The organism is Streptomyces sp. MnatMP-M17 (genome assembly GCF_900091995.1).
Taxonomy (GTDB): domain Bacteria; phylum Actinomycetota; class Actinomycetes; order Streptomycetales; family Streptomycetaceae; genus Streptomyces.
The window spans coordinates 1-26,786 of the sequence record NZ_FMDK01000088.1; the positions used below are offsets into that span (position 1 = coordinate 1).

General features: G+C 70.7%; 23 protein-coding genes. 16 read left to right on the forward strand and 7 right to left on the reverse strand.

The window, feature by feature from the left end:
• Positions 1-177: 177 nt before the first annotated feature.
• The 10 genes from fbaA to GA0115259_RS04930 all read left to right on the forward strand — a co-directional run bounded on the left by fbaA (position 178) and on the right by GA0115259_RS04930 (position 10,786).
• Positions 178-1,209, forward strand: a complete 1,032-nt coding sequence (fbaA, locus tag GA0115259_RS04885; RefSeq protein WP_093591341.1) for a class II fructose-bisphosphate aldolase — start codon at positions 178-180, stop codon at positions 1,207-1,209.
• A 169-nt stretch (positions 1,210-1,378) separates the two neighbouring features.
• Positions 1,379-2,857: an MFS transporter gene (locus GA0115259_RS04890; protein WP_093591344.1), complete on the forward strand. Its 1,479-nt coding sequence runs from the start codon at positions 1,379-1,381 to the stop codon at positions 2,855-2,857.
• Between the two features lie 66 nt (positions 2,858-2,923).
• Complete coding sequence (locus GA0115259_RS04895) at positions 2,924-3,337, forward strand: DUF3151 domain-containing protein (protein WP_093591348.1); 414 nt, start codon at positions 2,924-2,926, stop codon at positions 3,335-3,337.
• A gap of 562 nt (positions 3,338-3,899) precedes the next feature.
• On the forward strand, positions 3,900-4,523 hold the full coding sequence (locus GA0115259_RS42685) for a DUF3152 domain-containing protein (RefSeq protein ID WP_345940992.1): 624 nt from the start codon (positions 3,900-3,902) through the stop codon (positions 4,521-4,523).
• A 177-nt stretch (positions 4,524-4,700) separates the two neighbouring features.
• The gene (locus tag GA0115259_RS04905; RefSeq protein ID WP_093591354.1) at positions 4,701-5,546 is read left to right on the forward strand and encodes a tryptophan 2,3-dioxygenase; all 846 of its coding nucleotides are present in this window, start codon (positions 4,701-4,703) and stop codon (positions 5,544-5,546) included.
• On the forward strand, positions 5,539-6,789 hold the full coding sequence (gene kynU / locus GA0115259_RS04910) for a kynureninase (RefSeq protein ID WP_093591357.1): 1,251 nt from the start codon (positions 5,539-5,541) through the stop codon (positions 6,787-6,789). Before GA0115259_RS04905 ends, kynU begins: the two co-directional genes overlap by 8 nt.
• A gap of 219 nt (positions 6,790-7,008) precedes the next feature.
• A complete protein-coding gene (locus GA0115259_RS04915) occupies positions 7,009-7,893 on the forward strand; it encodes an alpha/beta hydrolase (RefSeq protein ID WP_093591360.1) in 885 nt (294 codons plus the stop codon).
• A 163-nt stretch (positions 7,894-8,056) separates the two neighbouring features.
• Positions 8,057-9,376, forward strand: coding sequence for a sensor histidine kinase (locus GA0115259_RS04920; protein ID WP_093591363.1), 1,320 nt, complete (start codon positions 8,057-8,059; stop codon positions 9,374-9,376).
• A gap of 32 nt (positions 9,377-9,408) precedes the next feature.
• Entirely contained in the window at positions 9,409-10,092 is a 684-nt protein-coding gene (locus tag GA0115259_RS04925) for a response regulator (protein ID WP_093591460.1), read from the forward strand.
• A 100-nt stretch (positions 10,093-10,192) separates the two neighbouring features.
• Positions 10,193-10,786 (forward strand): Uma2 family endonuclease, encoded by a 594-nt coding sequence (locus GA0115259_RS04930; RefSeq protein ID WP_093591366.1) that lies wholly within the window; start codon positions 10,193-10,195, stop codon positions 10,784-10,786.
• A 68-nt stretch (positions 10,787-10,854) separates the two neighbouring features.
• Here GA0115259_RS04930 and GA0115259_RS04935 read toward each other — a convergent pair whose 3' ends face one another.
• Both GA0115259_RS04935 and GA0115259_RS04940 read right to left on the reverse strand, forming a co-directional pair.
• Positions 10,855-12,528, reverse strand: coding sequence for an ABC transporter permease (locus GA0115259_RS04935; protein WP_093591369.1), 1,674 nt, complete (start codon positions 12,526-12,528; stop codon positions 10,855-10,857).
• A complete protein-coding gene (locus GA0115259_RS04940) occupies positions 12,525-13,469 on the reverse strand; it encodes an ABC transporter ATP-binding protein (protein WP_093591372.1) in 945 nt (314 codons plus the stop codon). Before GA0115259_RS04940 ends, GA0115259_RS04935 begins: the two co-directional genes overlap by 4 nt.
• Before the next feature lie 272 nt (positions 13,470-13,741).
• Between GA0115259_RS04940 and GA0115259_RS04945 the strand changes: the two genes are divergently transcribed.
• Positions 13,742-14,227 (forward strand): GbsR/MarR family transcriptional regulator, encoded by a 486-nt coding sequence (locus GA0115259_RS04945; RefSeq protein ID WP_370747319.1) that lies wholly within the window; start codon positions 13,742-13,744, stop codon positions 14,225-14,227.
• A gap of 102 nt (positions 14,228-14,329) precedes the next feature.
• On the opposite strand, the gene GA0115259_RS04950 is transcribed toward GA0115259_RS04945, so the two are convergent.
• Positions 14,330-15,208, reverse strand: coding sequence for a diacylglycerol kinase catalytic domain-containing protein (locus GA0115259_RS04950; protein ID WP_093591378.1), 879 nt, complete (start codon positions 15,206-15,208; stop codon positions 14,330-14,332).
• 223 nt (positions 15,209-15,431) lie between these two features.
• On the opposite strand from GA0115259_RS04950, the gene GA0115259_RS04955 reads away from it, so the two are divergent.
• Positions 15,432-16,715, forward strand: coding sequence for an adenylosuccinate synthase (locus tag GA0115259_RS04955; RefSeq protein WP_093591381.1), 1,284 nt, complete (start codon positions 15,432-15,434; stop codon positions 16,713-16,715).
• 68 nt (positions 16,716-16,783) lie between these two features.
• On the opposite strand, the gene GA0115259_RS04960 is transcribed toward GA0115259_RS04955, so the two are convergent.
• The 3 genes from GA0115259_RS04960 to GA0115259_RS04965 all read right to left on the reverse strand — a co-directional run bounded on the left by GA0115259_RS04960 (position 16,784) and on the right by GA0115259_RS04965 (position 19,799).
• Complete coding sequence (locus GA0115259_RS04960) at positions 16,784-18,820, reverse strand: serine/threonine-protein kinase (RefSeq protein WP_093591384.1); 2,037 nt, start codon at positions 18,818-18,820, stop codon at positions 16,784-16,786.
• Positions 18,805-19,056, reverse strand: a complete 252-nt coding sequence (locus GA0115259_RS39540) for a hypothetical protein (RefSeq protein WP_141716452.1) — start codon at positions 19,054-19,056, stop codon at positions 18,805-18,807. Before GA0115259_RS39540 ends, GA0115259_RS04960 begins: the two co-directional genes overlap by 16 nt.
• Positions 19,057-19,160: 104 nt before the next feature.
• The gene (locus GA0115259_RS04965; protein WP_093591388.1) at positions 19,161-19,799 is read right to left on the reverse strand and encodes an HD domain-containing protein; all 639 of its coding nucleotides are present in this window, start codon (positions 19,797-19,799) and stop codon (positions 19,161-19,163) included.
• A 312-nt stretch (positions 19,800-20,111) separates the two neighbouring features.
• Between GA0115259_RS04965 and GA0115259_RS04970 the strand changes: the two genes are divergently transcribed.
• From GA0115259_RS04970 to GA0115259_RS04985, 4 genes are all read left to right on the forward strand, one after another.
• Complete coding sequence (locus tag GA0115259_RS04970; RefSeq protein WP_093591391.1) at positions 20,112-21,467, forward strand: aspartate aminotransferase family protein; 1,356 nt, start codon at positions 20,112-20,114, stop codon at positions 21,465-21,467.
• Positions 21,468-21,588: 121 nt separating this feature from the next.
• Positions 21,589-22,272 carry a GntR family transcriptional regulator gene (locus GA0115259_RS04975; protein WP_093591394.1) on the forward strand — a complete coding sequence of 228 codons (684 nt, stop codon included), beginning with the start codon at positions 21,589-21,591 and terminating at the stop codon, positions 22,270-22,272.
• A 119-nt stretch (positions 22,273-22,391) separates the two neighbouring features.
• Positions 22,392-25,061, forward strand: coding sequence for a dolichyl-phosphate beta-glucosyltransferase (locus GA0115259_RS04980; RefSeq protein ID WP_176732432.1), 2,670 nt, complete (start codon positions 22,392-22,394; stop codon positions 25,059-25,061).
• Between the two features lie 212 nt (positions 25,062-25,273).
• Positions 25,274-25,924, forward strand: coding sequence for a hypothetical protein (locus tag GA0115259_RS04985; RefSeq protein ID WP_066953143.1), 651 nt, complete (start codon positions 25,274-25,276; stop codon positions 25,922-25,924).
• A 75-nt stretch (positions 25,925-25,999) separates the two neighbouring features.
• Here the strand turns inward: GA0115259_RS04985 and GA0115259_RS04990 are convergent, their stop codons facing one another.
• Positions 26,000-26,767 (reverse strand): SLATT domain-containing protein, encoded by a 768-nt coding sequence (locus GA0115259_RS04990; RefSeq protein ID WP_093591400.1) that lies wholly within the window; start codon positions 26,765-26,767, stop codon positions 26,000-26,002.
• Between the last annotated feature and the right edge of the window lie 19 nt (positions 26,768-26,786).

The window sequence follows — 26,786 nt, forward strand, 5'->3', positions numbered from 1 at the left end:
CACCCAGCGCCGCGTCGCGGTACGGGCCGTGGTACAGAAGGTCTCGCGGATGCCGGGCTCCAAGTGGAGCCCGTACCGGAGTCTGGAAGGATGGGGGAGACGATGACGTCGCCCCCAGGTCAGGGACCCCAGTCAGGGACAAGCACCTCACACCCGCACATCACAAGGAGCGGCCCGATGCCCATCGCAACCCCCGAGGTCTACGCCGAGATGCTCGACCGGGCGAAGGCAGGCAAGTTCGCCTACCCGGCCATCAATGTGACCTCGTCCCAGACCCTGCACGCTGCGCTGCGCGGCTTCGCGGAGGCCGAGAGCGACGGCATCATCCAGATGTCCACCGGCGGTGCGGAGTTCCTGGGCGGTCAGTACAACAAGGACATGGTGACCGGCGCGGTCGCGCTCGCCGAGTTCGCGCATGTGGTCGCCGCGAAGTACGACATCACGGTCGCGCTGCACACCGACCACTGTCCCAAGGACAAGCTCGACGGCTATGTCCGTCCGCTGCTCGACATCTCCGCCGAGCGGGTACGGGCCGGGCGCAACCCGCTCTTCCAGTCGCATATGTGGGACGGCTCCGCCGAGACCCTGGCCGACAACCTGGCCATCGGTGAGGAACTGCTCGCCAAGGCCGCCGCCGCCAAGATCATCCTTGAGGTCGAGATCACTCCGACCGGTGGCGAGGAGGACGGCGTCAGCCACGAGATCAATGACGAGCTGTACACGACGGTCGAGGACGCGCTGCGTACCGCCGAGGCGCTCGGTCTGGGCGAGAAGGGCCGCTATCTGCTGGCCGCGTCCTTCGGCAATGTCCATGGCGTCTACAAGCCGGGCAATGTGGTGCTCCGTCCCGAGCTGCTCAAGGACCTTCAGGCCGGTGTGGCCGCCAAGTACAGCAAGGCCGCGGGCAGCCAGCCGTTCGACTTCGTCTTCCACGGCGGCTCCGGCTCCACGGCCGAGGAGATCGCCACGGCGCTGGAGAACGGCGTGGTGAAGATGAATCTGGACACGGACACGCAGTACGCCTTTACGCGTCCGATCGCGGGGCACATGTTCACCAACTACGACGGTGTGCTGAAGGTCGACGGCGAGGTCGGCTCGAAGAAGACGTACGACCCGCGCACCTGGGGCAAGCTGGCCGAGGCGGGCATGGCCAAGCGTGTCACCGAGGCGTGTGGCGCGCTGCGCTCGACGGGCACGAAGCTCAAGTAGCGTGCGGCGCATCTGATCCGCGGGACGCTCGCACACCGGGCCCGGCACCTCTCGTATGGTGCCGGGTCCGAGTCGTACCGAGCGGCGCGGTCCGGGCCGCGCCGGAATCGGCCGTGGCGATTACGGCAGCCGGGTCGCCCCTGGGCTTCCGGGCGAGGATGATCCCCGTATGGAGATCAGGCTGTCCTCGGCCCAGGGCCGCTGGATCATTCTGACGACGGTGCTCGGTTCGAGCATGGCCCTGCTCGACTCCACCGTCGTCAATGTCGCGCTGCCTCATATCGGGAGGTCGCTCAACGCGGATCTGGCATCGCTCCAGTGGACCGTCAACGCGTACATGGTCACGCTGGCCGGGCTGATCCTGCTGGGCGGCTCGCTCGGCGACCGGTACGGGCGGCGGAAGATCTTCGTACTCGGTGTGGTCTGGTTCGCGCTCGGCTCGCTGCTCTGCGGGATCGCGCCGAACGCCGCCATTCTGATCACCGCACGTGCCTTGCAGGGCATCGGTGGCGCGCTGCTCGTGCCGGGCTCGCTCGCGATCATCCAGGCGAGCTTCCATCCGGACGACCGGGCCCGGGCCGTCGGACTCTGGTCCGGGTTCGGCGGGGTCGGGGCGGCGATCGGCCCGTTCGTGGGCGGCTGGCTGGTCGACGGTCCCGGCTGGCGCTGGGTGTTTCTGCTGAATGTGCCGCTGGCGGCGATCTGTACACCGGTGGCGCTGCGGCATGTACCGGAGTCCAGGGATCCGGCGGCGCACGGCCGGTTCGATGTGCTGGGCGCGGTGCTCGGTGCGGTGGGGCTGGCGCTGATCACCTATGCGCTGATCGGCAAGGACATCTGGTCCGGGCTGATCGGCGTGGCGGTCGCCGTGGCGTTCGTGATGGTCGAGCGGCGACGCCCGGAACCGATGCTGCCGCCGTCGATCTTCGGGTCCCGGCAGTTCACCGCGGTGAATCTGGTGACGGTGTGCGTGTACGCGGCGTTCGGCGGTTTCTTCTTCCTCGCCGCGCTCCAACTCCAGGTGGTGGTGGGGTACTCGGCGCTGGGCGCGGGCGCGGCTCTGCTGCCCACGACGATCCTGATGCTGCTGCTCTCCGCGCGTTCCGGGGCGCTGGGCGAGAAGACGGGACCGCGGCTTCCGCTGACCGTGGGACCGCTGCTGTGCGCCGGTGGGATGCTGCTGATGCTGCGCGTGGGCGCGGGCGCCTCGTACCTTCCGGATGTGCTGCCCGCACTGCTGGTGATGGGGATGGGCATGGTGACCCTGGTCGCGCCGCTGACGGCGACGGTGCTGGCCTCCGTGGACACCGCGCGGGCGGGCCTGGCCAGCGGTATCAACAACGCGGCGGCCCGCGCGGCCGGCCTGCTCGCGGTGGCGGCCCTGCCTCTGCTGGCGGGCCTGGGCCCGGAGGCGTACCGCTCGGCGACCCAGTTCGGCGCCAGCTTCAACCGCGCGATGCCGCTGTGCGCGGGCATCCTGGTCGCGGGCGCGCTGATCGCCTTCGCGACGGTACGGAACCCGAAGGCACCGGTCGAGCAGCCCGAGTGCAAGATCCACTGCGGCCTGACGGCGCCCCCACTGGAACCGAACGCCGCACGGTCCTCCCCCGACGAAGGAACGACAGACCGCCCGGCCCCGAACGGCTGACCCGACGGCCCGGCCCTTCGGGGGCGGGTGGGTGGGCTTGGAGGTGGGGCAGGGCAGACTGTAGGTATGGCCATCCATAAAGACCTTCTGGGGGGACCTCCCCCCACTCAGCTTCCTGATGATCCCGAGCCGCGTGAGCTGCTTGCCGACGGGACGCCGCCCGCCGAGGTCGCCGCGAAGTATCCGACGTCCTCGCTGGCCTGGGCGCAGCTCGCCGATGACGCGTTCGAGAACGGCCGGGTCGTCGAGTCGTACGCGTATGCCAGGACCGGTTACCACCGCGGGCTCGACGCTCTGCGGCGCAACGGCTGGAAGGGCCATGGGCCCGTGCCGTGGGAGCACGAGCCGAACCGTGGCTTCCTCCGTGCGCTGCACGCGCTCGGGCGGGCCGCGCAGGCGATCGGTGAGCAGGACGAGTACGAGCGCTGCTCGACGTTTCTGCGTGACTCCTCGGCGCTGGCGGCCGACACCCTCGGCTGACCAGCAGTCCGACCGCCGGCCGCGCGCCATGTCCCGTGCGCGCGCCATGTCCCTTGCGTGAAGTCATCCGGTTGCGTATGGAACCTTTCGAAGGCCCCGCCCGTCTGCCAGGGCGCGGGCCTTCGGTCGTCTGTACGATCGCACGCCCCGCGGGTCCACCGTCCACACCCACCAGGGGGGAAGTCCCGTCTTGGGCAAGCGTGTCATCACCCGTCGATGCGGCCGTCGTGGACGCGTCGGCGGTCGCCGCGGGAATCGCAGCGGCAGCCGTCGTCGTCCTCTCGGTCCGCTGGCCCTCGGCGGGCTCGGCCTGGCGGTCGTGACCGTTCTCGGCGGTGCGGTGTTCGCGTTTGTGCCGGGCACCGACGAAGGGCCCGCCAGGGCCGGCGAGGTCAGCGCCCCTGGAGGACCTATCGGTCCGTCCCGGAGCGTTCCCACCGCGCCGGCGTCCCCGAAGAGTCCGTCCGCGCCGTCCTCGCGGCCCGCGCCCGGCAGCGATTCCGGTTCCGGTTCCGGGGCCGACAGCAGTCCCGGGGCCGGTTCCGGTGAGGCGAGCCCGTCCGTGTCCGGTACGCCCTCCGCCTCCCGCTCCTCCGGCCCGCCCGCGCCGCCCCGTGTGCCCGCCTCGGGACCCGGCAGCTTCACCACCGCGCGTACGGAGGGCAGCCCGGTCGGCTCAGGCCCGCTGCGCCGCTACCGCGTCCAGGTCGAGAAGGGCATCGACATATCCGCGGCGGAGGCCGCCGCCGAGATAGAGCGGATACTCGCCCATCCGCGCGGCTGGGCCGCGCACGGCCGGGGCTCCTTCCAGCTCGTCTCCTCGAAGGCCGACGCCGACTTCGTCATCCGTATCGCCACTCCGGCCACCGCCGACCGGCTCTGTCTCGCCCAGGGCCTCAACACCCGCGGCGAGCTGAACTGCGAGACCGTCGACGGCGTCGTGGTCAATCTGCGCCGCTGGGTGCTGGGCTCGCCGACATTCGACGGGCCGGCCGCCGAGTACCGGCATCTGATCATCAACCACGAGGTCGGCCATGAGATCGGCATACACCACCATCTGGGCTGCTCGGGCCAGGGCAGGCTCGCGCCGGTGATGATGCAGCAGATCAAGGGACTGGACGGCTGTGTGTCCAACGCGTGGCCGTACGGCGAGGACGGGAAGTACATCGCCGGGCCGCGGGTCTGAGCGGCCCCCACCTGGCCCCCACCTGGCCCCCACGTGGCCCCCACCTGGCCTCCGCCTGGTCCGCGCCCTGACCTCGGGCGCGGCCTCCGGCTTATGATGCCGGGAGGGGACCGGGGCTCCGTAACCACACGGAAAGGGGCGGACCGCTACCCGGCAGTTCATATCGAGGAGACAGAGATGTCGTACGCCCCCGATGCCCCCGGAGCCGGTTCGGAAGCCCCGAATCTCGACTTCGCGGGGACCACCCCGTACGAGGACTACGTCCAGGCCGACGTCCTCACCCACCTTCAGCATCCACGCTCCGAGGACCCCGGCGAGATGGTCTTCCTCGTCACCACCCAGGTCATGGAGCTGTGGTTCACCGTCATCGTCCACGAGTGGGAGACCGCGTCGCGCGCGCTGCGCGAGGACCGCACCCAGGTGGCGGTCGACGCGCTCAAGCGCTCCGTACGCGAGCTGGAGGCGCTCAACGCCTCCTGGCGTCCGCTCGCCCAGCTCACGCCCGCGCAGTTCAACTCGTACCGCGGCGCGCTCGGCGAGGGCTCCGGCTTCCAGTCGGCGATGTACCGGCGGATGGAATTCCTGCTCGGTGAGAAGTCCTCGTCCATGCTCGTCCCGCACCGCGGCGCGCCCCGCGTCCACGCCGAGCTGGAGAAGGCGCTCCAGGAGCCGAGCCTGTACGACGAGGTCCTGCGGCTGCTCGCCCGGCGCGGGCTGCCGGTGCCGGCGGAGGTGCTCGACCGCGATCCCGCGCGGAGGTACGAGCCGTCGCCCGCCGTCGAGGAGATCTGGACCGGGATCTACGCGGACTCCGACCAGCACGGCGAACTGATCAGGCTCGGCGAGGCGTTGACGGACGTCGGTGAGCTGGTCTGGCGATGGCGCAACGACCATCTGGTGGCGACCCGGCGCGCGATGGGCTCCAAGACCGGTACGGGCGGCTCCGCGGGTGTCGCCTGGCTGGAGAAGCGCGCCACGAAGAACGTGTTCCCCGAGCTGTGGACGGCGCGCAGCCATGTCTGAGTTCGTGGCCGCACGGGCCGAGTCCCTGACCGTGGAGTCCCTCGCCGCGCGGGCCGTCGCGCTGGACGCCGCCGATGAACTGGCCTGCCGGCGTGAGCTGTTCGCGCTCGAAGACGATGTCGTCTATCTCGACGGCAACTCGCTGGGCGCGCTGCCCCGCCATGTCCCGGAGCGCCTCCAGGAGGTGATCGCCCGTCAGTGGGGCGAGCTGCGCATCCGCTCCTGGACCGAGAGCGGCTGGTGGGAGGCGCCCGAGCGGATCGGCGACCGGATCGCGCCGCTCGTCGGCGCCGCTCCCGGCCGGATCGTGGTCGGCGACTCCACCAGCGTCAATGTCTTCAAGGCCGTGGTGGCCGCCGTACGGCTCGCCGGTCCCGGCCGGGACGAGATCCTCGTCGACTCCACGACCTTTCCCACGGACGGCTACATCGCCCGGTCCGCGGCCCGGATGACCGGCAGCCGGATCGTGCCCGTCGCACCCGAGGAGCTGCCCGGCGCGCTCGGGCCGCGTACGGCGGTGGCGCTGGTCAACCATGTCGACTTCCGTACCGGCCGGCTGCACGATCTGCCGGGAATCACCGCGGCCGTGCACAAGGCCGGAGCCCTCGCCGTCTGGGACCTGTGCCACAGCGCGGGCGCGCTGCCGGTCGGCCTGGACGACCACGGTGTGGATCTCGCCGTGGGATGCACCTACAAGTATCTGAACGGCGGGCCCGGCGCACCCGCCTTCCTCTATGTCGCCGAGCGCCACCAGGACCGTTTCGACTCGCCGCTGCCCGGCTGGACCTCGCACGCCGATCCGTTCGCGATGACGCAGGACTTCGCGGCGGCGGAGGGCGCCGTACGAGGCCGGGTCGGCACGCCGGACATCCTCTCCATGCTGGCGCTGGAGGCGGCCCTCGACGTCTGGGCCGGAGTGACGGTGGAAGCGGTGCGCGAGAAGAGCCTGGCGCTCACGGACTTCTTCCTGGAGTGCGTGACGGCGTACGCGCCGCCGGGCCGGGTCGCCTCGCTGACCCCGGCCGCGCATGCCGAACGCGGCAGTCAGGTCGCCCTGCGCTGCGCCGAGGCGCCGGTGGTCATGGAGACGCTGATCGCCCGGGGAATCGTCGGCGATCTGCGCAGACCGGATGTGCTGCGCTTCGGATTCACGCCGCTGTATGTCGGTTTCGCCGATACGGAACGGGCCGCGCGGGTGCTCGGGGAAGTCCTCCGCGAGGTCCCGGCCGGGCCGCTCGCGTAGCTCTTGGACGGTGCGGGGGCGGCCCTCGGAACGGTGCGAGGCAGCCCTGGGACCGGTGCGGGGCAGCCTTCGGACCGGTGCGGGAGCAGCCCTCGGACCGGTGCGGGGGCCGGGACGGGACCCGCACCGGCAAGCGGGGTGTGATCGACTCCCTCCGGGGCTGATACCGTCCCCGCTGATCAGGTCAATTCGGCCCCTGTACCGAAAGGTTGGCGCAAGATGCCGGACCCCGCCGCGCACGATGCCGTCGCTCGTGACGCCGCAGAGACCGAGTCGGTCTTCGCCCATCCGGCCGTCCGGCCCGACGCCAGCGCGGCGTACGGCGACCACCCTGATCAGGTGATCGACTTCTACGCTCCGAGAGCCAACCAGGAGCGGGTGCCGCTCGTCGTCGTGCTGCACGGCGGCGCGTGGCGGGCGCCGTACGACCGTGAGCATCTGACGCCGTTCGCCGACTTCCTGGCCCGCCGGGGCTTCGCCGTCGCCAATGTCGAGTACCGGCGCGGTCCCGCAGTCCCGCGGCAGGGCGGCGGCGCGCCGGTCGCGGGACGGTGGCCGGAGACCTTCGACGACATCGCCGCGGCGATGGACGCGCTGCCCGCGCTGGCCGCGGAGGCGCTTCCGCAGGCGGATGCCCGGCGGACGGTCGTCACCGGGCACTCCGCGGGCGGCCATCTCGCGCTCTGGGCCTCGGCCCGTCATGTGCTGCCCGAGGGCTCGCCCTGGCGGCTGCCGGAACCGCCGCCGCTGCGCGGAGTCGTCGCGCTGGCGCCGATCGCGGATCTTGTACGGGCCGTGGAGCTGGATGTGTGCGGTGGAGCGATTCACCAACTGCTCGGCGGCGAGGAAGAGTTCAAGCGGCGCCGGGAGAGCGCGGATCCGGCGGCGCTGCTGCCGACAGGAATCGCGACGGCCGTGGTGCAGGGCCGCACGGATCTGACCGTGCCGTACGCCGTCGCCGAGGAGTATGTGGCGGCGGCGGCCAGAGCGGGCGAGACGGTCGGGCTGACGCTGCTGGAGGACGTCGGCCACTTCCCGCTCATCGACCCGACGGCGGACGCGTGCGCGGTGGTCGCGGAGGAGATCGCCCAGCTCGCGTGGTGACCTCGCGTGGTGACCGGGCAGCTCGCATGGTGAGGGCGGACGGAGCGCCCGACCGCGGTCGGCCGCTGTGCGCCTGGTCGGAGCGTGTAGTACCTGCGACGGACGGAAAAGGATCCGCTTCCGTGCTGACGACCCTCTCCGCCCGTGCCCCTACCGTGGCAACGTGACCGAGACAGATACCGGGAAGACCCGGAGCCCCGAGTTCCGCCTGGCCGCGGGAGCCTTCGGCAGCCTTCGCCAGGACCTCTTCCACGACGCCTTCGCCTACCGTCGGCTCGCGCCCATGCGGACGGACGGCCCGATCACACGTCGGCTGCCGGACCGGATACGTGAGTACGCGGCCCGGACTCCGCACGCCTTCATCGTGGCGGCGGCGCTGCTGGTGCTGTTCATCGGCTATGCCGACGGCGGTTCCATATTCCGCCTGCTGCCCGTCGTGCCGGTGCTGCTGACCCTGACCAGGCCGGTCGGCGCCTGGTGGCTGGCGCTGGCGCTGTCCGCCGTGCTGAGCGTCGTGGGATACCGCGGCTGGCCCTGGGAGCCCAGCGCCTTCGCCGCCTATCTGATCGTGATGACGGTGGTGGCGGCCCGTACCCGTCCGCGCACCGCCGCCTGGATGTGGGCGGTGACGGCGGCGTACGCGCTGTTCTCCGAGCTGCTCTTCAGCCCGTACGGGTACCGGACCGCGGGCATCCCCATGCTCTTCGTCTCCGCCCTCGCCCTGCTGACCGTGAGCCTGCTCCAGGTGCGCAGGAACGCGGAGCAGGAGGTCGCGGCGCAGCAGAGCGTGACCGCCGTCGAACGCGACCGGCGCACGCTCCTGGAGGAGCGCACGACCATCGCCCGAGAGCTGCACGATGTGGTCGCGCACCATATGTCGGTGGTCGCGATCCAGGCCGAGGCGGCTCCGTACCGGGTGGAGAATCCGCCGCCCGAGCTGGAGCAGGCATTTGTCACGATCCGGGAGAACGCCGTCGCCGCGCTGACCGAGCTGCGCCGGGTGCTCGGTGTCGTACGGGCGGAGGACTACCAGGCGCCCGACGCTCCGCAGCCCACACTCGCCGATCTCGACGGGCTGCTCGCCAATGTCGGGGACGCCGGTCTGACCGTACGGAAGACGGTGACCGGCGCGGTACGCGAGCTGCCGCAGGGCGTCGAGCTGTCGGCGTACCGCATCGTCCAGGAGGCGCTGAGCAACGCGCTGCGGCACGCGCCCGGATCGACCGCGACCGTCGAGATCGCGTATGTGCTCGGCGGCCTGGGCCTGCGGATCGTGAACACCGCGCCGCAGGGCCTGGTCAAGCCGTCGCCGGGCGCCGGGCACGGCATCACCGGGATGCGGGAGCGGGTGACCATGCTGAACGGTGAGATGACGGCGGACCTGACCGAGGACGGCGGTTACGAGGTCGCGGCCTTCATCCCGGTGGCGACGGACCGGGTGGCGACGGACCGGGACGAGGCGCGGAACGGGGAAGCGGCATGACGAGCGGTGGGACGAGCGGCATGGCGAGCGGCATGGCGAGCGGTGTGACGAGCGGTGTGACGATTCGCGTGCTGATCGTCGACGACCAGGTGATGGTCCGCGAGGGCTTCTCGGTCCTGCTGAACGCGATGCCGGACATCGAGGTCGTGGGCGAGGCCGTGAACGGCCGCGAGGCGGTCGGCCAGGTCGCGGCCCTGCGCCCGGACGTCGTGCTGATGGACATCCGGATGCCGGAGCTGAACGGCATCGACGCGACCCGCGAGATCGTCGCGGCGAACGCCGACGCGAAGGTGCTGGTGCTGACCACCTTCGACCTGGACGAGTACGTGTACCAGGCGCTGCGCGCGGGCGCCTCGGGCTTTCTGCTCAAGGACGCCTCCGCGCGCCAGCTCGCCGACGGCGTACGAGTGGTCGCCTCCGGCGAGGCCCTCCTGGCCCCCACCGTCACCCGTCGGCTGATCACGGAGTTCTCCAAACTGGCGGACACACCGAGGGCCCCGGCGATGGCCCGCATCGGCGATCTCACGGAGCGCGAGACGGAGGTCCTGGTCCTGATCGCCCAGGGCCTCTCGAACGCGGAGATCGCCGAACACCTGGTGGTCGCGGAGTCCACGATCAAGACGCACGTCAGCCGCATCCTGGTGAAACTGGGCCTCCGGGACCGCACGCAGGCGGCGGTCTTCGCGTACGAGGCGCGGCTGGTGACGCCGGGCTGAGTGGCGAGTACAAGACATTTGATCACTCAGGAGGGTGATCGGACTGGGAAAGCCTGCCCTGTCCTCGTCACGCTGGTCTCCGCCTGACAGGAGGTGCACCATGACAGCTATGGCAGAGCACGCGGTTCAGATGTCGGTCGAGGAGTTCGAGAGGCTCGCCAAACTCGTCGAGAAGGAGTCCGACGCCGTCAGGTTGGAGTTCATCCACGGACGGATCGGGATCAAGGGCATGACCGACGGCGACCACAGCGAGATCATCAGATGGCTTCAGGAACGCTGCATGCGGGTTCAGACCGATCTGTGGCTGTACGCCGGTGGTGAGCTGGGTCTCCAGGTCGAGCAGTATCGCAAGGGGCGCGCCAAACCGGACGCCGTCCTCGCTCCTAAGGGGACCTTCGCCGGGCAGGGTGATTGGGCCTGCCCTGAACGTGTGCTGATGACCGTCGAAGTCACTTCGTACGACTCCGACACGGACCGTCGGGACCGAAAGGAGAAACCCGCTGCCTACGCGGCGGCCGGGATCCCGTTGTATCTACTGATCGACCGCGGCGACTGCACGATCACCGTGCACAGTGTTCCGATGCCGGACGGCTACCGCTACGCCCAAGTGATGAAGTTCGGCGCGAGGCTCGCGCTGCCTGATCCCGTCGGCATCGAGTTCGACACCGACGAGCTGAAGGATTACGTGCGCTGACGTGCGCACCGCGGCCCGCTTTATCCACAGCTTGTGGATAAAGCGGGCCGATGTCGTGCGGCATGGCCCTACGTCAGCATGTCTCTGCGGCGCAGGCCCGTCAGGCCTGCTGCTACCAGCGCTGCCGCGAGTGCGGTCATGATCAGGACCGGGGGCCAGGTCATGTCCGCGCCCGGGAGTTTGGGCAGGTGGCCGAAGGGCGAGAGGTTCATCAGGGAGCGCGGCAGATCGAGCGCCGGGCCGATCCAGCCCAGGGCCAGGGCGAGGCCCGCGAGGGCCCAGCCTGCCACGGATGCTCTGGGGAGGACGCCGTGGAGCAGGACCACCAGGGCGCCCAGCACCCAGATCGCGGGGAGCTGTACGAGCGAGGCGGCGAGGATGCCGGGCAGGTCGTGGCCGTATCCGAGGAACAGGCCGAGACCGCCGAGGAGCATGATCAGGGCCGCGCCGCCGAAGGCGATCAGCAGATGGCCCGCCGCCCAGCGCAGCCGGCCGACCGCGCCCGCCAGGAGCGGTTCCGCGCGTCCGGCGGTCTCCTCGCCGTACAGCCGGAGCACGGAGGAGACCACATACAGCGCCGCGACCATGCCGAGCATGCCGGTCATCGCGGCGAGGAAGCTGTCGGTCAGCCCTTGCTGGCCGCCCATGCGCTCGAAGATCTGCCTGGTTTGCTCGTTGTCGCCGACCAGATCCGCCGCGCCGTCGGTGATGGAGCCGAAGATGGTTCCGGCGATCAGAAAACCGGCTCCCCAGCCGAGCAGCCCGCCGCGCTGGAGCCGCCACGCGAGCGCGCCCGTTGTGCCGAGACCGCCGTGCGCGGGGCCCGGCCGGGCGGGCAGGAAGCTCATGCCGATGTCGCGCCGGCCCGCGAGCGTGTACGCGATGACGGCCTGGACAGCGATCGAGGCGAGCAGGATCAGCAGCACCCACCACCGCTCGTCGGCGAAGGCCCGGACGTTCTCGGCCCAGCCGAGCGGAGAGAGCCAGGTCAGTACGGAGGAGCCGTCGTCGGCCGAGGCATCGCCCGCGGCCTTGAGCACATACGCGGCGCCGATGACCGCGGCCGTCATGCCCTTCGCGAGCCGCGCGTTCTCGGTGATCTGCGCGGCGATGGCGGCGGTGCAGGCGAAGAGCATGCCGACGCCCGCTGTGGCGAGGCCGAGCGCCAGCGCGCCGGCGAGCTGCCCGCCGCCGGTCCCGGAGCCGGTCACGCCGTTGCTCCCCTCGGGAGTACGGGCGTACGCGGCGACCACCGCCGTGATCACCGCGGCCAGGGCGGCATTGGCCGTCAGCGCCGCGAGCAGTGCGCCGGTCAGCGGCGCCCGGCGGCCGACCATCGCCGAGGAGAGCATCTCCTGACGGCCGGTCTCCTCTTCCTCCCGGGTGTGCCGTACGACGATGACCAGGCTCATCACCGCCGCGAGCCCGGCGCCGAAACCGACCATGCGCCAGGTCGTCAGCCCGCCGAGGGAGTCGCTGAAGACAGGGCCGTAGAGGGCGCGCAGCGAGCCGTTGGTGGTCATGGACCGCGCGACATCGGCCCGCTTGGCGGCGGTGTCGTACAGCGCGGAGAAGGACTGCGCGACGGACATGAAGGAACCGCCGATGACCAGCACCCAGACAGGGATCACGATCCGGTCGCGGCGCAGGGCGAGCCGCAAGAGCGGTCCGGTGCCGGCCAGTTGCCGGGAGACTCCGGTACGGGTCGGCGGTACGGCGACGGCGGTGGCGGTGGCGGTCATCGCGACACCGCCGCGCCGGCCTCGTCCGCCGCGCCCGTCTCGTCCGCCGCGTAATGGCGCAGGAACAGCTCCTCCAGCGTGGGCGGTGTGCTGGTCAGCGAGCGGGTGCCGGACTCCGAGAACGAGCGCAGCACCGCGTCGAGTCGATCGGTGTCGACCTGGAGTCTGACCCGGTGTCCCTGGCCGCCTTCCAGCGACTGGACGTCGAGATCGTGGACGCCGGGCAGCCGCGCCAGTCCGCCGGGCGCGCCGACGAGTTCCGCGCTGACGCTCGTACGGGTCAGATGCCGCAGCTCGGAGAGCGAACCCGACTCGACGGTCACGCCCTTGCGGATGATGCTGACCCGGTCGCAGAGCGCCTCGACCTCGCTCAGCACATGGCTGGAGAGCAGCACGGTCGTGCCGCGCTCGCGCTCCTCCTCGACGCACCGCTGGAACACCTCCTCCATCAGCGGGTCCAGCCCGGAGGTCGGCTCGTCCAGGATCAGCAGATCCACGTCCGAGGCGAACGCGGCGACGAGCGCGACCTTCTGCCGGTTGCCCTTGGAGTACGTACGTCCCTTCTTGGTGGGATCGAGTTCGAAGCGCTCGATGAGCTCGGCCCGCCGCGCCGGATCGAGCCCGCCGCGCAGCCGCCCGTACAGATCGATGACCTCTCCGCCCGAGAGATTCCGCCACAGCGTCACATCGCCGGGCACGTAGGCCACGCGCCGGTGCAGTTCGACCGCGTCCTGCCACGGATCGCGGCCGAGGAGCCGCGCCGCGCCCGAGTCCGGGCGCAGCAGCCCGAGCAGAACCCGGATGGTGGTGGACTTGCCCGCCCCGTTGGGACCGAGGAAGCCATGGACCTCACCGGTCTCGACAGCCAGGTCGAGGCCGTCCAGCGCATGTGTGCGGCCGAACGACTTGTGCAGTCCGGCGACGCTGATTGCCTTCGTCATGATTCGGAAAGTACGCTACTTTCAGAAAGTTGTGAAGTTAAGGAAGCGTCAAAAGAGGTCGCGTTAAGATCGGGAAGAATCGGGAGCGCCGGGGCGGGTGCCGAGCACGGGAGACGATGAGGGCGATGAGCAGCGAGAACCGCGAAAGCGCTGAGAACGCTGAGAACGCTGAGAACGCTGGGAGCGGTGGGAGCGGTGGGAGCGGTGCCGGGCGCCGGAGTGCTGAGCGCGGTGAGAGCGGTGAGAGCGGTCCGCGGCGGGACGAGGAGGCCGTGTCCCGTTTCGTCGAGCGCTTCGCGGCCGAGATGACCGAGGCCGGGATGCAGCGCACGGCGTCCCGGGTCTTCGCGGCCCTGCTCGCCTCGGACGACGCGAGCCTGACCTCCGCCGAGCTGAGCGCGCAGCTCAGCATCAGCCCTGCCGCCGTGTCCGGCGCGGTCCGCTATCTCACTCAGGTCAGCATGGTCAGCAGGGAGCGCGACCCGGGCTCCCGCCGCGACCGCTACCGGCTGCACAATCAGATCTGGTACGCCAGCCTCACCCAGCGGGACTCGGTGCTGACCCGCTGGGAGCAGGCCCTGCGCGAGGGCGTGGAGTCGCTGGGCAGGGACACTCCGGCGGGCGCGCGGGTCGCGGAGACCGTGGCCTTCTTCGAGTTCCTCCAGAAGGAGCTGCTGTCCATGCTGGACCGCTGGAAGGAGCATCGGGAGACGCTGTACCAGGGCGAAGTCTCGGAACGGCGGCCGGAGGACGCGTGAAGGCCTGGCCCTGGCCCTGGCCCCGGCCTCCCCGCCGTCCCGATCGCCGCGCGCGCCGAAGCGCTTACGGCCCTGCCCGCCGCGCGCCCGGATCGGACACGCCTACGGCCGTACCGGCGCCGAGCTCGGCAGGATCAGCTCCCAGGCGCCCGGCCGCAGCGTCCATGTCCGCGTCCGCACCGGCCCCCTGACCCGCGCGTCCGCGCGATAGCGGAAGTCCGCGCCCGAGACCGTCACCGAGAGCGCGCTCGCGGTCACCGTCTCGGGCGATCCGTACGCACGGATCACCACCTCCGCCCGGCCGCCGCGCGAGCGGACCGTGACGCCCTCGACCGGTTCGTCCAGATCGTTCAGCACGACACCGTCCGCCTCCACCCGCAGCCGGTGCGGCTGGCCTCCGAGCGCGTGCGGAACCGGCCGTACCAACGTACGCACCAGCGAACGGCACGCGTGCCAGACCGACGCGGCCACCGGCGCGCCGCCCGCCGTGGGCAAGGCAGGCAGGGCCGGCACGGCCGGGATACGGAGATCGTCCAGCACCACTCCGTCGCTGTCGTCGACCAGCAGATCGAGACGGCGCACCACTCCGTCCAGCACGGCGCGCGCCGCCGCGACCGCGCCCGTCGGCACGCCCAGCGAGCGCGCCAGCTCCACCGAGACTCCCACCGGCACCAGCGAGAGCGCTCCGGAGGCCAGCTCCCGCTCGCGGTGGAGCAGGGCGACCGTACGCAGCAGCGCGCGGTCGTCGCCGATCACCACGGGCCGTCTGCCGTTCCGTCTGGCCAGCGCCCGCGCGAACTCCTCGGGACCGTCGGGGAAGCAGAACTTCACCGTGGCACCCGCGCTGAGCACGTCCTTCGCGATCCGCACCGATTCACCGTCGGTCCGGCTCGCGACCGGGTCGATGACCACCAGAAGCTGCTGCGCGCCGCTCTCCGCGGGCTCTGGAGCCAACAGCTCGGTCCTTCCTTCGGGTAGCATCTTTGTGCAAGAGCCCCTTGCGCTATTGCGCCAGGGGCTTCGTCTGTTCCGGGGCAACCGGTTCGACGGTCAGGGCCGACTCGTACAACGTCGTGCGAACAACGTCGTGCGAAGTCTTACGGCTTACGTGAGTCTTGTGGGTCTTACGGCATACGTGAGCCACATGGACGGCGTGCGCGGCCCCCGACCTTGGACATGCCCCGCCCGGAAGGGGTGTACGCCTGTGCCCGCACTTGTGCTGCTCGGTGCTCAGTGGGGTGACGAAGGCAAGGGAAAGGCCACCGACCTGCTCGGTGGATCCGTGGACTATGTCGTGCGCTATCAGGGCGGCAACAACGCCGGCCACACGGTCGTCGTGGGCGACCAGAAGTACGCACTGCATCTCCTCCCTTCCGGAATCCTCTCCCCGGGATGTGTCCCGGTGATCGGTAACGGGGTGGTCGTCGACCCTGCCGTCCTGCTCTCCGAGCTGAGCGGGCTCAACGAGCGTGGTGTCGATACGTCCAAGCTGCTCATCAGCGGTAACGCTCATCTGATCACCTCGTACCACACCACCATGGACAAGGTGACGGAACGGTTCCTCGGTTCGCGGAAGATCGGGACGACGGGCCGGGGCATCGGCCCGACCTACGCCGACAAGATCAACCGCGTCGGTATCCGGGTCCAGGACCTCTACGACGAGTCGATCCTGACCCAGAAGGTCGACGCGGCCCTCGATTTCAAGAATCAGATCCTCGCCAAGCTCTACAACCGGCGTGCCATCGAGTCCGGCAAGATCGTCGAAGAACTGCTGACCTACGCGGACCAGCTCAAGCCGTACGTCTCCGACACTACCCTGGTGCTCAACAACGCCATCGACGAGGGCAAGGTCGTCCTCTTCGAGGGCGGTCAGGGCACGCTGCTGGACGTCGACCACGGCACGTATCCCTTCGTCACCTCGTCCAACCCGACGGCGGGCGGCGCCTGTACGGGCTCGGGCGTGGGGCCGACGAAGATCAGCAGAGTCATCGGCATCCTCAAGGCCTATACGACGCGCGTCGGCGCCGGGCCGTTCCCGACGGAGCTGTTCGACGCGGACGGCGAGGCGCTGCGCCGTATCGGCGGCGAGCGCGGTGTGACGACGGGACGCGACCGGCGCTGCGGCTGGTTCGACGCGGTGATCTCGCGGTACGCGACCAGGGTCAACGGGCTGACGGACTTCTTCCTCACCAAGCTGGACGTGCTCACGGGCTGGGAGCAGATCCCGGTCTGTGTGGCCTACGAGATCGACGGCAGGCGTGTCGAGGAACTCCCGTACAGCCAGACGGACTTCCATCACGCGAAGCCGGTGTACGAGTATCTGCCCGGCTGGTCGGAGGACATCACGAAGGCGAAGAGCTTCTCGGATCTGCCGAAGAACGCGCAGGCGTATGTGAAGGCGCTGGAGGAGATGTCGGGCGCGCCGGTCTCGGCGATCGGTGTGGGTCCCGGGCGTACGGAGACGATCGAGATCAACTCGTTCCTGTAGCAGGGCCGGTGGTGAAGGCCAGGGGCGGCGGCTGTCTGCCGGTCGCCCCCGGCCTCGGCCGTCTCCGGTCAGTCGCCCTTGGTGTAGGTGAGGGACTCGCCGCCGGTCGACTCCCGGTGCAGGCTGCCGTCCGGCAGGATCGTCAGCTCCGTCGGCTTTCCCGGTGTGCAGGACGACATGGGCTCGCCCTCGGTCACCTCGGAAGGGCCGATACGGAGCGGGGCTTCCGGATCCGGATCGGGCGCCGAGGCGAGCGGCGCCTCGAAGACACAGTGGTAGCTGCCGCCGCCCTGGGCCGGGCCGTCCGCCGTCAGCGAGAGGACCGTTTCGCCGACCTCGCCCTGCCGGATGACGAGCCGGCGGGTGCTGAAGCCCGCGGCGGTGTCCAGCCCGCCGGTCCAGGTGCCGAGGTACTCCTCGGGCACCGCGCCCTCCGCCGTCCCGTCCGTGGGCGAGGCGGTGGTGGACGGGGACGGCCGCGGGGTGATGTCCGCCGGCGGCTTCGGGTCGGCGGAGCCGCTCACCCGTGTCTTTCCGTCGTCCTGCGCGCTGCCGCCGTTCATGAGCGCGTACACCGAGCCGCCCGCGGCGATCGCGACGATCAGCGCCACGGCGATCAAGGCGGCGGTACCGCGCGGATTGCGCCCGGGACGCTGCTGGGGCGGCGGCGGGGCGACACCGTACGGCGGAGTGGGACCGAAGGGCGTGACCTGTTGACCGTACGCGGGAGGCGCGCCGTAGGGCGCGGGCGGAGGCGGTCCGAAACCCGGCTGGGGATAGCCGTAGGGCTGTGGCTGTGGCTGTGGCTGTGGCTGTGGCTGAGGTTGTGGTGCGGGCTGTGGCTGTGGTTGTGGTGCGGGTTGTGGCTGTGGTGCCTGGACCGGGGCGGGCGCGGAAGGTACGGGCTGTACCAGAACCGGCAGAGGAGCGGTCTGCGGAGCCGCGACCGGCGTGGGCGTTGGCGCGGGCGGGGTTGGCGTCGGTGTCACCGGTGGCGCTGTCGCGCCATGGGCGGTCGGCGCGGGAAGGGACTTCTGCTGCTCGGCCGGAGCTTGTTCAGGTGCCTGTGCCGGCGCTGCTGTCACCTGCGCGGGTGCCTTCGCCGGCGTCTGAGTCTGCGCCTCCGCCTTCGTTTCCGCGGCCGGTGCGGCGAGCTCGTCCTGTGCCGGTGTCCGTATCCGTCCCGTCGGGTTCTCGTACTCCAGCAGCCGTACGGCGTGCTGGCCCAGTCGCGCGAGCAGTCCGCCCGGCAGCCACGGTTCTCCGCCGGGACCCGCGCCCGCGTCCGCCGCCTCGCCCACCCGGGCCAGGATGTCCTTAGTGGTCGGCCGCGCGGCCGGTTCCTTCTGGAGGCAGGCGTGCACGAGCACCGCCAGGTCGTCCGACAGCCCGGACAGGTCCGGTGCCTCCTGCGCGATCCGGTACATCAGCGCGTGCACTCCGCTGTCCGCCGCGCCGAACGGCAGCCGTCCGGTCGCCGCGTACGCCAGCACCGAGCCCAGACAGAACACGTCGCACGCCGCCGTCACCCGGTCGCCGCGTACCTGTTCCGGCGCCATGAAGCCGGGAGAGCCCACCAGCGCGCCGGTCCGCGTCAGGCCCTCCTCGGTGACGGTCTCCAGCGCACGGGCTATGCCGAAGTCGATGACGCGCGGCCCGTCGATCGTCACCAGTACGTTGGACGGCTTGAGATCGCGGTGGATGAGTCCCGCCGCGTGGATGTCCTGGAGCGCGTGCGCGAGACCGGAGGCGAGTATCCGCACCGAACGTTCCGGAAGAGGACCGTGACCGCCGGACACGACGGCCTGAAGGCTCGGGCCCGCCATATAACCGGTGGCGAGCCATGGCACCGGCGCCTCCGTGTCGGCGTCGAGCACGGGCGCCGTCCACGCACCGCCGACGCGCCGCGCCGCCGCCACCTCCAGCCGGAACCGGCTGCGGAACTGCTCCTGTTCGGCCAGTTCACGCCGTACGAGTTTCACCGCGACCGTACGGCCACGGTCGGACCGCGCCAGATAGACCCGGCCCATACCGCCGGCACCCAGCCGTGCCAGCAGCCGGTAGGCGCCGATGTGCTGCGGGTCTTCTGCTACGAGCTTCTCCATGGCCGCGCGGCCCCTCCCGTACGTGCGACGTTCGGTATCCGCCCTGGATCATCTCGCATGAGACGGGCGGACTCGTCGAGTATCCCGACTATCCCGAACGCCGCTTCACCGCGTAGGCCCGGGTCGTCACGGCGGCCGGGTGCGCCGATGCCGACCACGCCACCGCGACGCTGCTGCTGCGCGACGGTGCGATGGTCGGCGGCGATCTCGACGACTCCGAAGCCGTCCGCGGGCATCTGGAACGGGCCGTCCTCGCGGTCCTCGCCCGAGGCTGAGCTGCGACGTCACTCGGCCGACGCCATACGAGCGACGTCACTCGGTCGATGTCACTCCGTCGACGTCACTCCGGCCAGGCCGAGTTCTCGATCACGTCCACGAAGTCCGTCCGTACGAATCCGGGCGAGAAGCGCGCCAGCACATCCGCGTTCACCGTGCCGAAGGTCGACTCGGGCCGGTGTGCGAAACCGTCCGTGAACGCCCGCAGGATCCGCCGCTTGAAGTCGGGCCGCGGATGTGCGGCGACGACCGCGTCCCTGACGCTCTGCGGGACGGTGTCGAGACCCATTCCCATGACGTCGAACTCGACGCCCGCCGTCACCAGCGCCACCTCGGGCTCCATGTGCTCGGGGATCCCCGGTGTCGTGTGCAGGGCGATCGCGGTCCAGACGGTCCGCGCGCTCTCCGGCGGCAGCCCTTGGCCGAGCAGGAAGTCACGGGCCGCGTCGGCGCCGTCGAGCTCGAAGCGCTGCCGCGAGGAGCGGTAGCCCTCGGTGAGGCCGAGGTCATGGAACATCGCGCCGATGTAGAGCAGTTCGGGATCGTACGACAGGCCCTGCCGCCGCCCTTGGAGGGAGCCGAAGAGGAAGACCCGGCGGGAGTGGTCGTACAGCAGAGGGCTCTCGATGTCCCGTATCAGCTCGGTGGCTTCCTTGACGAGGCCGCTGTCGGGGATTTCGATGTCGGCGATGCGCTCGGTCATGGCGGAATTCCTTTCGGGAGAGAAGACCACAGAGACCACAGAGACCACTGAGGGGCCCGGGGGGCGCCGGGCCCCTGATTCCACTGTGGCCCCGTACGCCCTGGCCCTGCCATTTCTCCATGGACGTACATCCGGCGCCCGGGGGCGGGCACCCGGGCGCCGGCGCTCGCGCGACGGCACCGGGCAGTCCGCTGTCCGGCGATCCGCTTCCCAACGGCCCGGCAACCGCCCGACACCATGCCGACCCGGGCCGCTCAGTCCATACATCTTGGCCATACCGGCCCCGACCAGCCGTTCTCTACCCTGGACCGCATGATCCCTCATGCCGATCCGACGACGGGCGCCGCCGTGAAGGCCGCCGACCGTGCCCATGTGTTCCACTCCTGGTCCGCCCAGGGCCTGATCGATCCGCTCGCCGTCGCCGGCGCCGAAGGCTCGTACTTCTGGGACTACGGCGGCCACCGCTATCTCGACTTCACCAGCGGTCTCGTCTTCACCAACATCGGTTATCAGCATCCGGCCGTCGTCGCCGCGATCCAGGAGCAGGCCGGGCGCCTCGCCACCTTCGCGCCCGCCTTCGCCGTCGACGTTCGCTCCGAGGCCGCACGGCTGATCGCCGAGCGCACTCCCGGCGATCTCGACAAGATCTTCTTCACCAACGGAGGCGCCGAGGCCGTCGAGAACGCCATCCGGATGGCCCGGCTGCACACCGGCCGGCCCAAGGTGCTCTCCGCGTACCGCTCGTACCACGGCGCCACCTCCACCGCGATCAATCTCACCGGCGATCCGCGCCGCTGGCCGTCCGACAGCGGCTCGTCCGGTGTGGTCCACTTCCACTCGCCGTTCCTCTACCGCTCGCCCTTCTACGCCTCGACGGAGGCCGAGGAGTGCGCCCGCGCGCTGGAGCACCTCGAATCGACCATCGCCTTCGAGGGCCCGGCCACCATCGCCGCGATCATCCTGGAGACCATTCCGGGCACGGCCGGTGTCATGGTGCCGCCGCCCGGCTATCTCGCGGGCGTACGGGAGATCTGCGACCGGCACGGCATCGTCTTCGTGCTCGACGAGGTGATGGCGGGCTTCGGGCGTACGGGCGCGTGGTTCGCCGCCGATCATTTCGACGTCGTACCCGATCTGCTGACCTTCGCCAAGGGCGTCAACTCGGGCTATGTCCCGCTCGGCGGCGTCGCGATCTCCGCGGCCGTCGCGGAGACCTTCGCGGCCCGGCCCTATCCCGGCGGGCTCACCTACTCCGGCCATCCGCTGGCCTGCGCCGCTGCCGTCGCCACGATCCGGGTGATGGAGGAGGAGAAGGTCGTGGAGCACGCGGCGCGTATCGGCGAGACGGTCCTCGGTCCTGGGCTGCGCGAGCTGGCGGCCCGGCATCCCTCGGTGGGCGAGGTGCGCGGTACGGGTGTGTTCTGGGCCCTCGACCTGGTCAGGGACCGGGAGACCCGCGAGCCGCTCGTGCCGTACAACGCGACGGGCGAGGCGAACGCGCCCATGGCCGCCTTCGCCGCGGCCTGCAAGGCGAACGGTCTGTGGCCCTTCGTGAACATGAACCGTACGCACGCGGTCCCGGCCTGCAACATCACCGAGGCCGAGGCGAAGGAAGGGCTGGCGATCCTGGACCTGGCGCTGACGGTCGCGGACGAGTACACGGCGTAGGCGACGGCTGCACGGCGTACGAGCACTTCGTAGGCCGGAGTCGGCCACACCACACCCGTCCCGTCCCGCCCTCCGGCACCCCCTGGCTTAAGGTGTCCGGAGCCGGACGAGGAGACGAACCATGCCCGCCAGCGGAGCCGTGACCCGCAGTACCTTGCGGCAGCAGATCGCGGACGCGCTGCGTGACGAAGTGCTGGCAGGGCGTTTACTGCCGGGGCAGGAGTTCACCGTCAAGCAGATCGCCGAGCAGTACGGAGTCTCCGCGACGCCGGTCAGGGAAGCGCTGGTCGACCTCTCCGCGCAGGATCTGCTGGACTCCGACCAGCACCGCGGTTTCCGGGTCCACCGGTTCTCGATCGACGACTTCCGCGGCATGGTCGAGGCGCGCTCGCTGATCGTGGACGGTGTCTTCCGCAAGCTGGCGGGCGAGCAGCTGGCCGCCAAGGCGCAGGGCGCGGCGCTGGTGTCCGTACGGCGCCGGGCCGAGGAGGCCGCGCGCGCGGCCAGGAGCGGGGATCTGAATGTCCTCATCGGCTACGACCTGCGGTTCTGGCGCGAGCTGGGCGCGCTGGTCGCCAATCGATATGTCGCCGATTTCCTGCACCGGCTGCGGGTGCAGGCATGGGTGTTCTCGGTGCCCTTCCTCCGGGACGAGGCCGAGGGCGGGAAGTGGCTGTGGAGCGGGCATGAACAGCTCGTGGACGCGCTCACGCTCGGCGACGCGGCGGCGGTGCGCGCCGTGATCGCGGACTACGACGACCACGCGCTCAAGTGGGCCGACAGACTGGAGAGTTCGCGGCGGTGAGTGGGGACGGGGGACGCGCGGACGGTACGGCCAGGGCACGCGCGGAGGGAGCGGACGCGCCGGAGCCGCCGGGTGCGGAGAGCACGGACGCCACTGAGCGCCAGGCGCGCGCCGGGAGCGTGGCGCTGAGCGTTGTCGTACCGGCGTACAACGAGGAGGCGCGGCTGCGCCCCACTCTCGACGCCATCCGCGCCCATCTCCGCGCCGATCCGGACCGCTGGGGCGAGTGGGAGCTGATCGTCGTCGACGACGGTTCGACGGACGGCACGGCCGCCATCGCCGCCGAGGCCGCGGCCCACGAGCCGCGTATCCAGCTGCTGAGGAGCGACGGCAACCACGGCAAGGGCCATGCCCTGCGCCAGGGCGTACTGGCCTCGCACGGCCGGCGCGTCCTGGTCACCGACGCCGATCTCGCCACTCCCATCGATGAACTGGACCGGCTCGACAAGCAGCTCACGGCGGACGGCGACGGCGCGGCGATCGGCTCGCGCGCCCATCCGGACGCGAGCATCGAGGTACGCCAGCTCGCGCTGCGCGAGTGGCTGGGCCGGCTCGGCAACCGGCTGATACGGCTGGTCGCGGTCGACGGCATCAGCGACACCCAGTGCGGTTTCAAGCTCTTCGACGGCGAGCGGGCGCGCGTCGCCTTCGCCGAGTCCCGGCTCGACGGCTGGAGCATCGACGTCGAGATTCTGCGCCACTTCCGGCGCTCGGGCTGGCCGGTGACGGAGGTGCCCGTGCGCTGGGCGCACCAGCCGGGCTCGAAGGTACGGCCGCTGGACTACGGCAAGGTCCTGCTGGAGCTGGCGCGGCTCAGGGCGGGCGAACGGTCAGCAGGCAGGGCGGACGGCCAGAAGGGCCGAGGCCGTGGAGTCATCGGCGTCCGCGGGCCGCGCGGGCTCCGCCGTACCGATCTCGCCGTCGCCGGGCTGTTCCTTCTCGTCTCCCTCTTTCTCTACAAGGGCCTGTGGGCGGATCTCGACCACGCCTATCTCGCCGACGCGGGCTCGGACCAGAACCAGTGGGAGTGGTTCTTCCGCGTCACCGCCGACAATGTCGTCCATCTGCGCAACCCGCTGTTCACGACGCTCCAGAACTTTCCCGACGGTGTGAACCTGATGGCGAACACGGTCATGCTCGGGCTCTCCGTCCCGCTCACACCCGTCACGCTCGTCTTCGGACCGACCGTCACCTGGGCGCTGGTCCTCACGCTCGGTCTGACGGCCACAGCCATCTCCTGGTACCGGCTGTTCGCGCGCCGGCTCGTCCGGGACCGCCGGGCGGCGGCGCTCGGCGCGGCGCTCGCCGCGTTCGCGCCTCCGATGATGTCGCACGCCAACGCGCATCCCAACTTCCTTGTCCTCTTCATGATTCCGGTGATCATCGACCGGGCACTGCGGCTCTGCGTGGGCGTGACGGATGAGGACATCGAGGATCCCGACGGCGAGGCCGAAGGGCGCCGAGTCCTGCGCGATGGCGTGCTGCTCGGCCTCTTCGTCACATACCAGATCTTCCTCGGCGAGGAACCGCTGCTGCTCGCCGTGATGGGCATGCTGCTCTTCGCGCTGGCGTACGCCGTCGTACGCCGCGATGTGGCGCGCGCCGCGCTACGGCCTCTGCTGCTGGGCCTCGGATACGCGTTGCAGGTCTGTCTGCCGCTGCTGGCGTTCCCGCTGTACTGGCAGTTCTTCGGCCCGCAGAGCTACCACAGCGTTCTGCACGGCGACAACGCGGGCAACAGCCCGCTCGCCTTCCTGGAGTTCTCCGGGCGCGCGCTGCTGGGCGACGAGACGACCGCCGACGCGCTCGCGATGAACCGTACCGAGCAGAACGCCTTCTACGGCTGGCCGCTGATCGCCCTCGCCTTCGGGATCGTGGTGTGGCTGTGGCGGCTGGCCGTGGTCAGGGCGCTGGCGTTCACGGCGGTGGCGGCGGCGCTGCTCTCCATGGGGCCGAAGATCCGTATCCCGTTCACGGATGTCGTACTGACCGGCCCATGGCGGGCCCTCGCCCATCAGCCGCTCTTCGAGTCGGTGATCGAGTCGCGCGTGGCGATGATCTGCGCGCCGGCGCTGGGCGCGCTGGTGGCACTGGCGGCGGACCGGCTGGCGGCCCACCGGGCGGAGGCGGAAGCGAACGCGGATGCGGCGGATGCGGATACGCCGGACGCGGACGCGGACGCGTATACGGATACGGAATCCGCGGGCCCTGGACCGGGCGACCGGGCCCGGGCGCGATGGCGCAGACACCGGCTCGTCGGGCTCGCGGCGGTGGCCGCGGCGCTGATCCCGATCGTCCCGACGGCGCTGCCGGTACGGGACCGTCCGGACGTCCCGCGGTTCATCGCCGACGGGATGTACCGCGCGTATGTCTCCGAGGGCGAGTCCGTCGTACCCGTACCGCTGCCCGATCCCGGCAGCGCGGAGGCGCTGCACTGGCAGTCCGCGACGGGCCTCGGATTCTCCGTGCCCGGCGGCTACTTCAACGGGCCGTGGGGCAAGGAACGTATGGGCATCTACGGCGCTCCCGCCCGCTACACCTCCAATCTGCTGCGCGATGTCCGCTACAGCGGCCAGGCGCCGGTCATCGGGGCCAACTGGCGGGCGCAGGCGCGCTTCGACCTCGCCTTCTGGCGGGCGGGCGTCGTGGTGCTCGCGCCTCAGGCCAATGACGCGGCGCTGTACGAGACGGTGGAGAAGCTGCTGGGACGGCCCGGGAAGCGGATCGGCGGAGTCTGGATCTGGGATCTGCCGCCCACCGGAGGAGCGGGAGCGGTCCGTACGGGATGATGGCCTGACGCGGTGTCATCGGTCTGTGTTCCGGACCGCGTTCCGGACCGTGCCGGACCGTTCCGGACCGTGTCGGACCGTACCGGCGGTCCTGCGCCGAGCGGGACGCGTAGGGGAGGGCCGACCGGGGCCCTTCGCTGAACGTGCCCGTCGCATTACGCTGTCCCGACCATCGCGCGTACGCGTACGACCCGTTGGAGAGCGAGCCTCCCTTGGCCTGTGACCTGTGGTTGGTCCCCCTCGTCGATGTGCTGTGCCACAGCCCCGACAATCCCTTCGCCGAAGAGATCGCCGTATACGACAAGGCGCTCGGCGACGCCGGGCTGCCGTCCGTCCCCGTCTTCGCCTATATGCCGGGCCTCTCGGGCGATGTCGCCCCGGTCGCCGGCTTCGACTACGACGCGCTGCACTTTCTGCGGCGCGCGTATCTGCTCCAGCTCTGCGGTCTGGCGGTGACGCCGGTCGGCGAACTGGGCGGTGACTACGAGCAGTTGCTGGAGATGTTCGAGTCGACGGCCCAGCAGTCGCATCTCGTCTGGCACTACGACCACGCGGGCGCGTATGTCCCGGTGGACTACGACGCGCCTCTCTCGAACGAGGAACTCCTCGCGGGCGGCGGCCCGCTGGGCTCCACCCAGGGCCTGCTGCGCGAGCTGGAGATCGTCGCTCCGGCGATCGGTATCGACCCGGCCAACCCGCCGGCCGCGCCCGCTCCGCCGGAGCGCCCCACGTCCTTGGAGGAACCGGCGACCTCGATCCCGTACGACGACAGCCCGTTCGCCCGGGAGCGCCATGTCTGGCTGGGCCTGCACGCCGCGGCGACCAGGAGTCTGGGCCAGGGTTCAATGATCATCTTCAGCTGACGGACGCCGATTCGTCCTCAACCGCCGGACGGGCTGACCGAAGCCCGTCCGGCGCGTGAGGACACGGCGCGGTCGTCACCGCGGCTCGGGCGGGCGCTGTCTCGGCATATTCGGCCGGGTGCCCGGCGGCAGCGGGAAACGTCCGGGCGGCGGTACGGAGCCCTCGCCTCGTACGCCGCCCATCGGCATCGACTGCATCACCAGCGGCGCGGGGCCCGAGCGGAACTCGATCATCCAGTCCGCCGTCTCGGCCCGTACCAGCTCGGTCACGTCCTCCGTGAACCGCCGCAGCACCGCCAGACAGCGTTCCGCGGCCTCGCTCGCGGTGCCCTCGGTCGGCCCGAGGACCTCCCGTACGCACTCCGACGCCCAGTCGAACTGGAGCGTCTGCAATCTGCGCTGGACGCCCTGCGCCGTCGCGACCGCGCGCATCCAGCCGGACGTCAGCCCGAAGTAGCGGTCGCACGCCAGACAGGCGGCGCCCAGCAGCAGCGAGACATAGCCCCAGCCCGCCGCTCCCGCCAGCGCTCCGGTGAGATCCAGCAGCGGCAGGACGGCGCCCGCGGTCACGCCGAGCGCCGTCGCGGCCCGCAGGACGCGGGCGGCGCGCCGTTTCCGTAACCGGGTGCTCAGATACCAGTCGACGGTGCGCAGCGCGCCGGTCTCGACCCAGCGGTACAGCTCGTCGAGCCGTTCCGCGGGCTCGCCCCAGTCGCCGAGCGGGAACGGCCCTCCGGTCAGATCGCGGTCGCCCTCGGTCTCGCCGCCGTGCGGCACGGCACCACCGGACGAGGCGTCCTCCTCCCGGGCAGGGCCTCCGGGCTGCATCTCCGGCTGGCTCACCTGGGCACTCCTCTGCGGT

What these genes read in the sequence shown, in the direction of transcription:
- fbaA (WP_093591341.1), top strand. Translation starts at nt 178, where the DNA reads ATGCCCATCGCAACCCCCGAGGTCTACGCCGAGATGCTCGACCGGGCG.
- GA0115259_RS04890 (WP_093591344.1), top strand. Translation starts at nt 1,379, where the DNA reads ATGGAGATCAGGCTGTCCTCGGCCCAGGGCCGCTGGATCATTCTGACG.
- GA0115259_RS04895 (WP_093591348.1), top strand. Translation starts at nt 2,924, where the DNA reads ATGGCCATCCATAAAGACCTTCTGGGGGGACCTCCCCCCACTCAGCTT.
- GA0115259_RS04905 (WP_093591354.1), top strand. Translation starts at nt 4,701, where the DNA reads ATGTCGTACGCCCCCGATGCCCCCGGAGCCGGTTCGGAAGCCCCGAAT.
- kynU (WP_093591357.1), top strand. Translation starts at nt 5,539, where the DNA reads ATGTCTGAGTTCGTGGCCGCACGGGCCGAGTCCCTGACCGTGGAGTCC.
- GA0115259_RS04915 (WP_093591360.1), top strand. Translation starts at nt 7,009, where the DNA reads ATGCCGGACCCCGCCGCGCACGATGCCGTCGCTCGTGACGCCGCAGAG.
- GA0115259_RS04925 (WP_093591460.1), top strand. Translation starts at nt 9,409, where the DNA reads ATGGCGAGCGGTGTGACGAGCGGTGTGACGATTCGCGTGCTGATCGTC.
- GA0115259_RS04930 (WP_093591366.1), top strand. Translation starts at nt 10,193, where the DNA reads ATGACAGCTATGGCAGAGCACGCGGTTCAGATGTCGGTCGAGGAGTTC.
- GA0115259_RS04935 (WP_093591369.1), bottom strand. Translation starts at nt 12,528, where the DNA reads ATGACCGCCACCGCCACCGCCGTCGCCGTACCGCCGACCCGTACCGGA.
- GA0115259_RS04940 (WP_093591372.1), bottom strand. Translation starts at nt 13,469, where the DNA reads ATGACGAAGGCAATCAGCGTCGCCGGACTGCACAAGTCGTTCGGCCGC.
- GA0115259_RS04950 (WP_093591378.1), bottom strand. Translation starts at nt 15,208, where the DNA reads ATGCTACCCGAAGGAAGGACCGAGCTGTTGGCTCCAGAGCCCGCGGAG.
- GA0115259_RS04960 (WP_093591384.1), bottom strand. Translation starts at nt 18,820, where the DNA reads ATGGAGAAGCTCGTAGCAGAAGACCCGCAGCACATCGGCGCCTACCGG.
- GA0115259_RS39540 (WP_141716452.1), bottom strand. Translation starts at nt 19,056, where the DNA reads ATGCCCGCGGACGGCTTCGGAGTCGTCGAGATCGCCGCCGACCATCGC.
- GA0115259_RS04965 (WP_093591388.1), bottom strand. Translation starts at nt 19,799, where the DNA reads ATGACCGAGCGCATCGCCGACATCGAAATCCCCGACAGCGGCCTCGTC.
- GA0115259_RS04970 (WP_093591391.1), top strand. Translation starts at nt 20,112, where the DNA reads ATGATCCCTCATGCCGATCCGACGACGGGCGCCGCCGTGAAGGCCGCC.
- GA0115259_RS04975 (WP_093591394.1), top strand. Translation starts at nt 21,589, where the DNA reads ATGCCCGCCAGCGGAGCCGTGACCCGCAGTACCTTGCGGCAGCAGATC.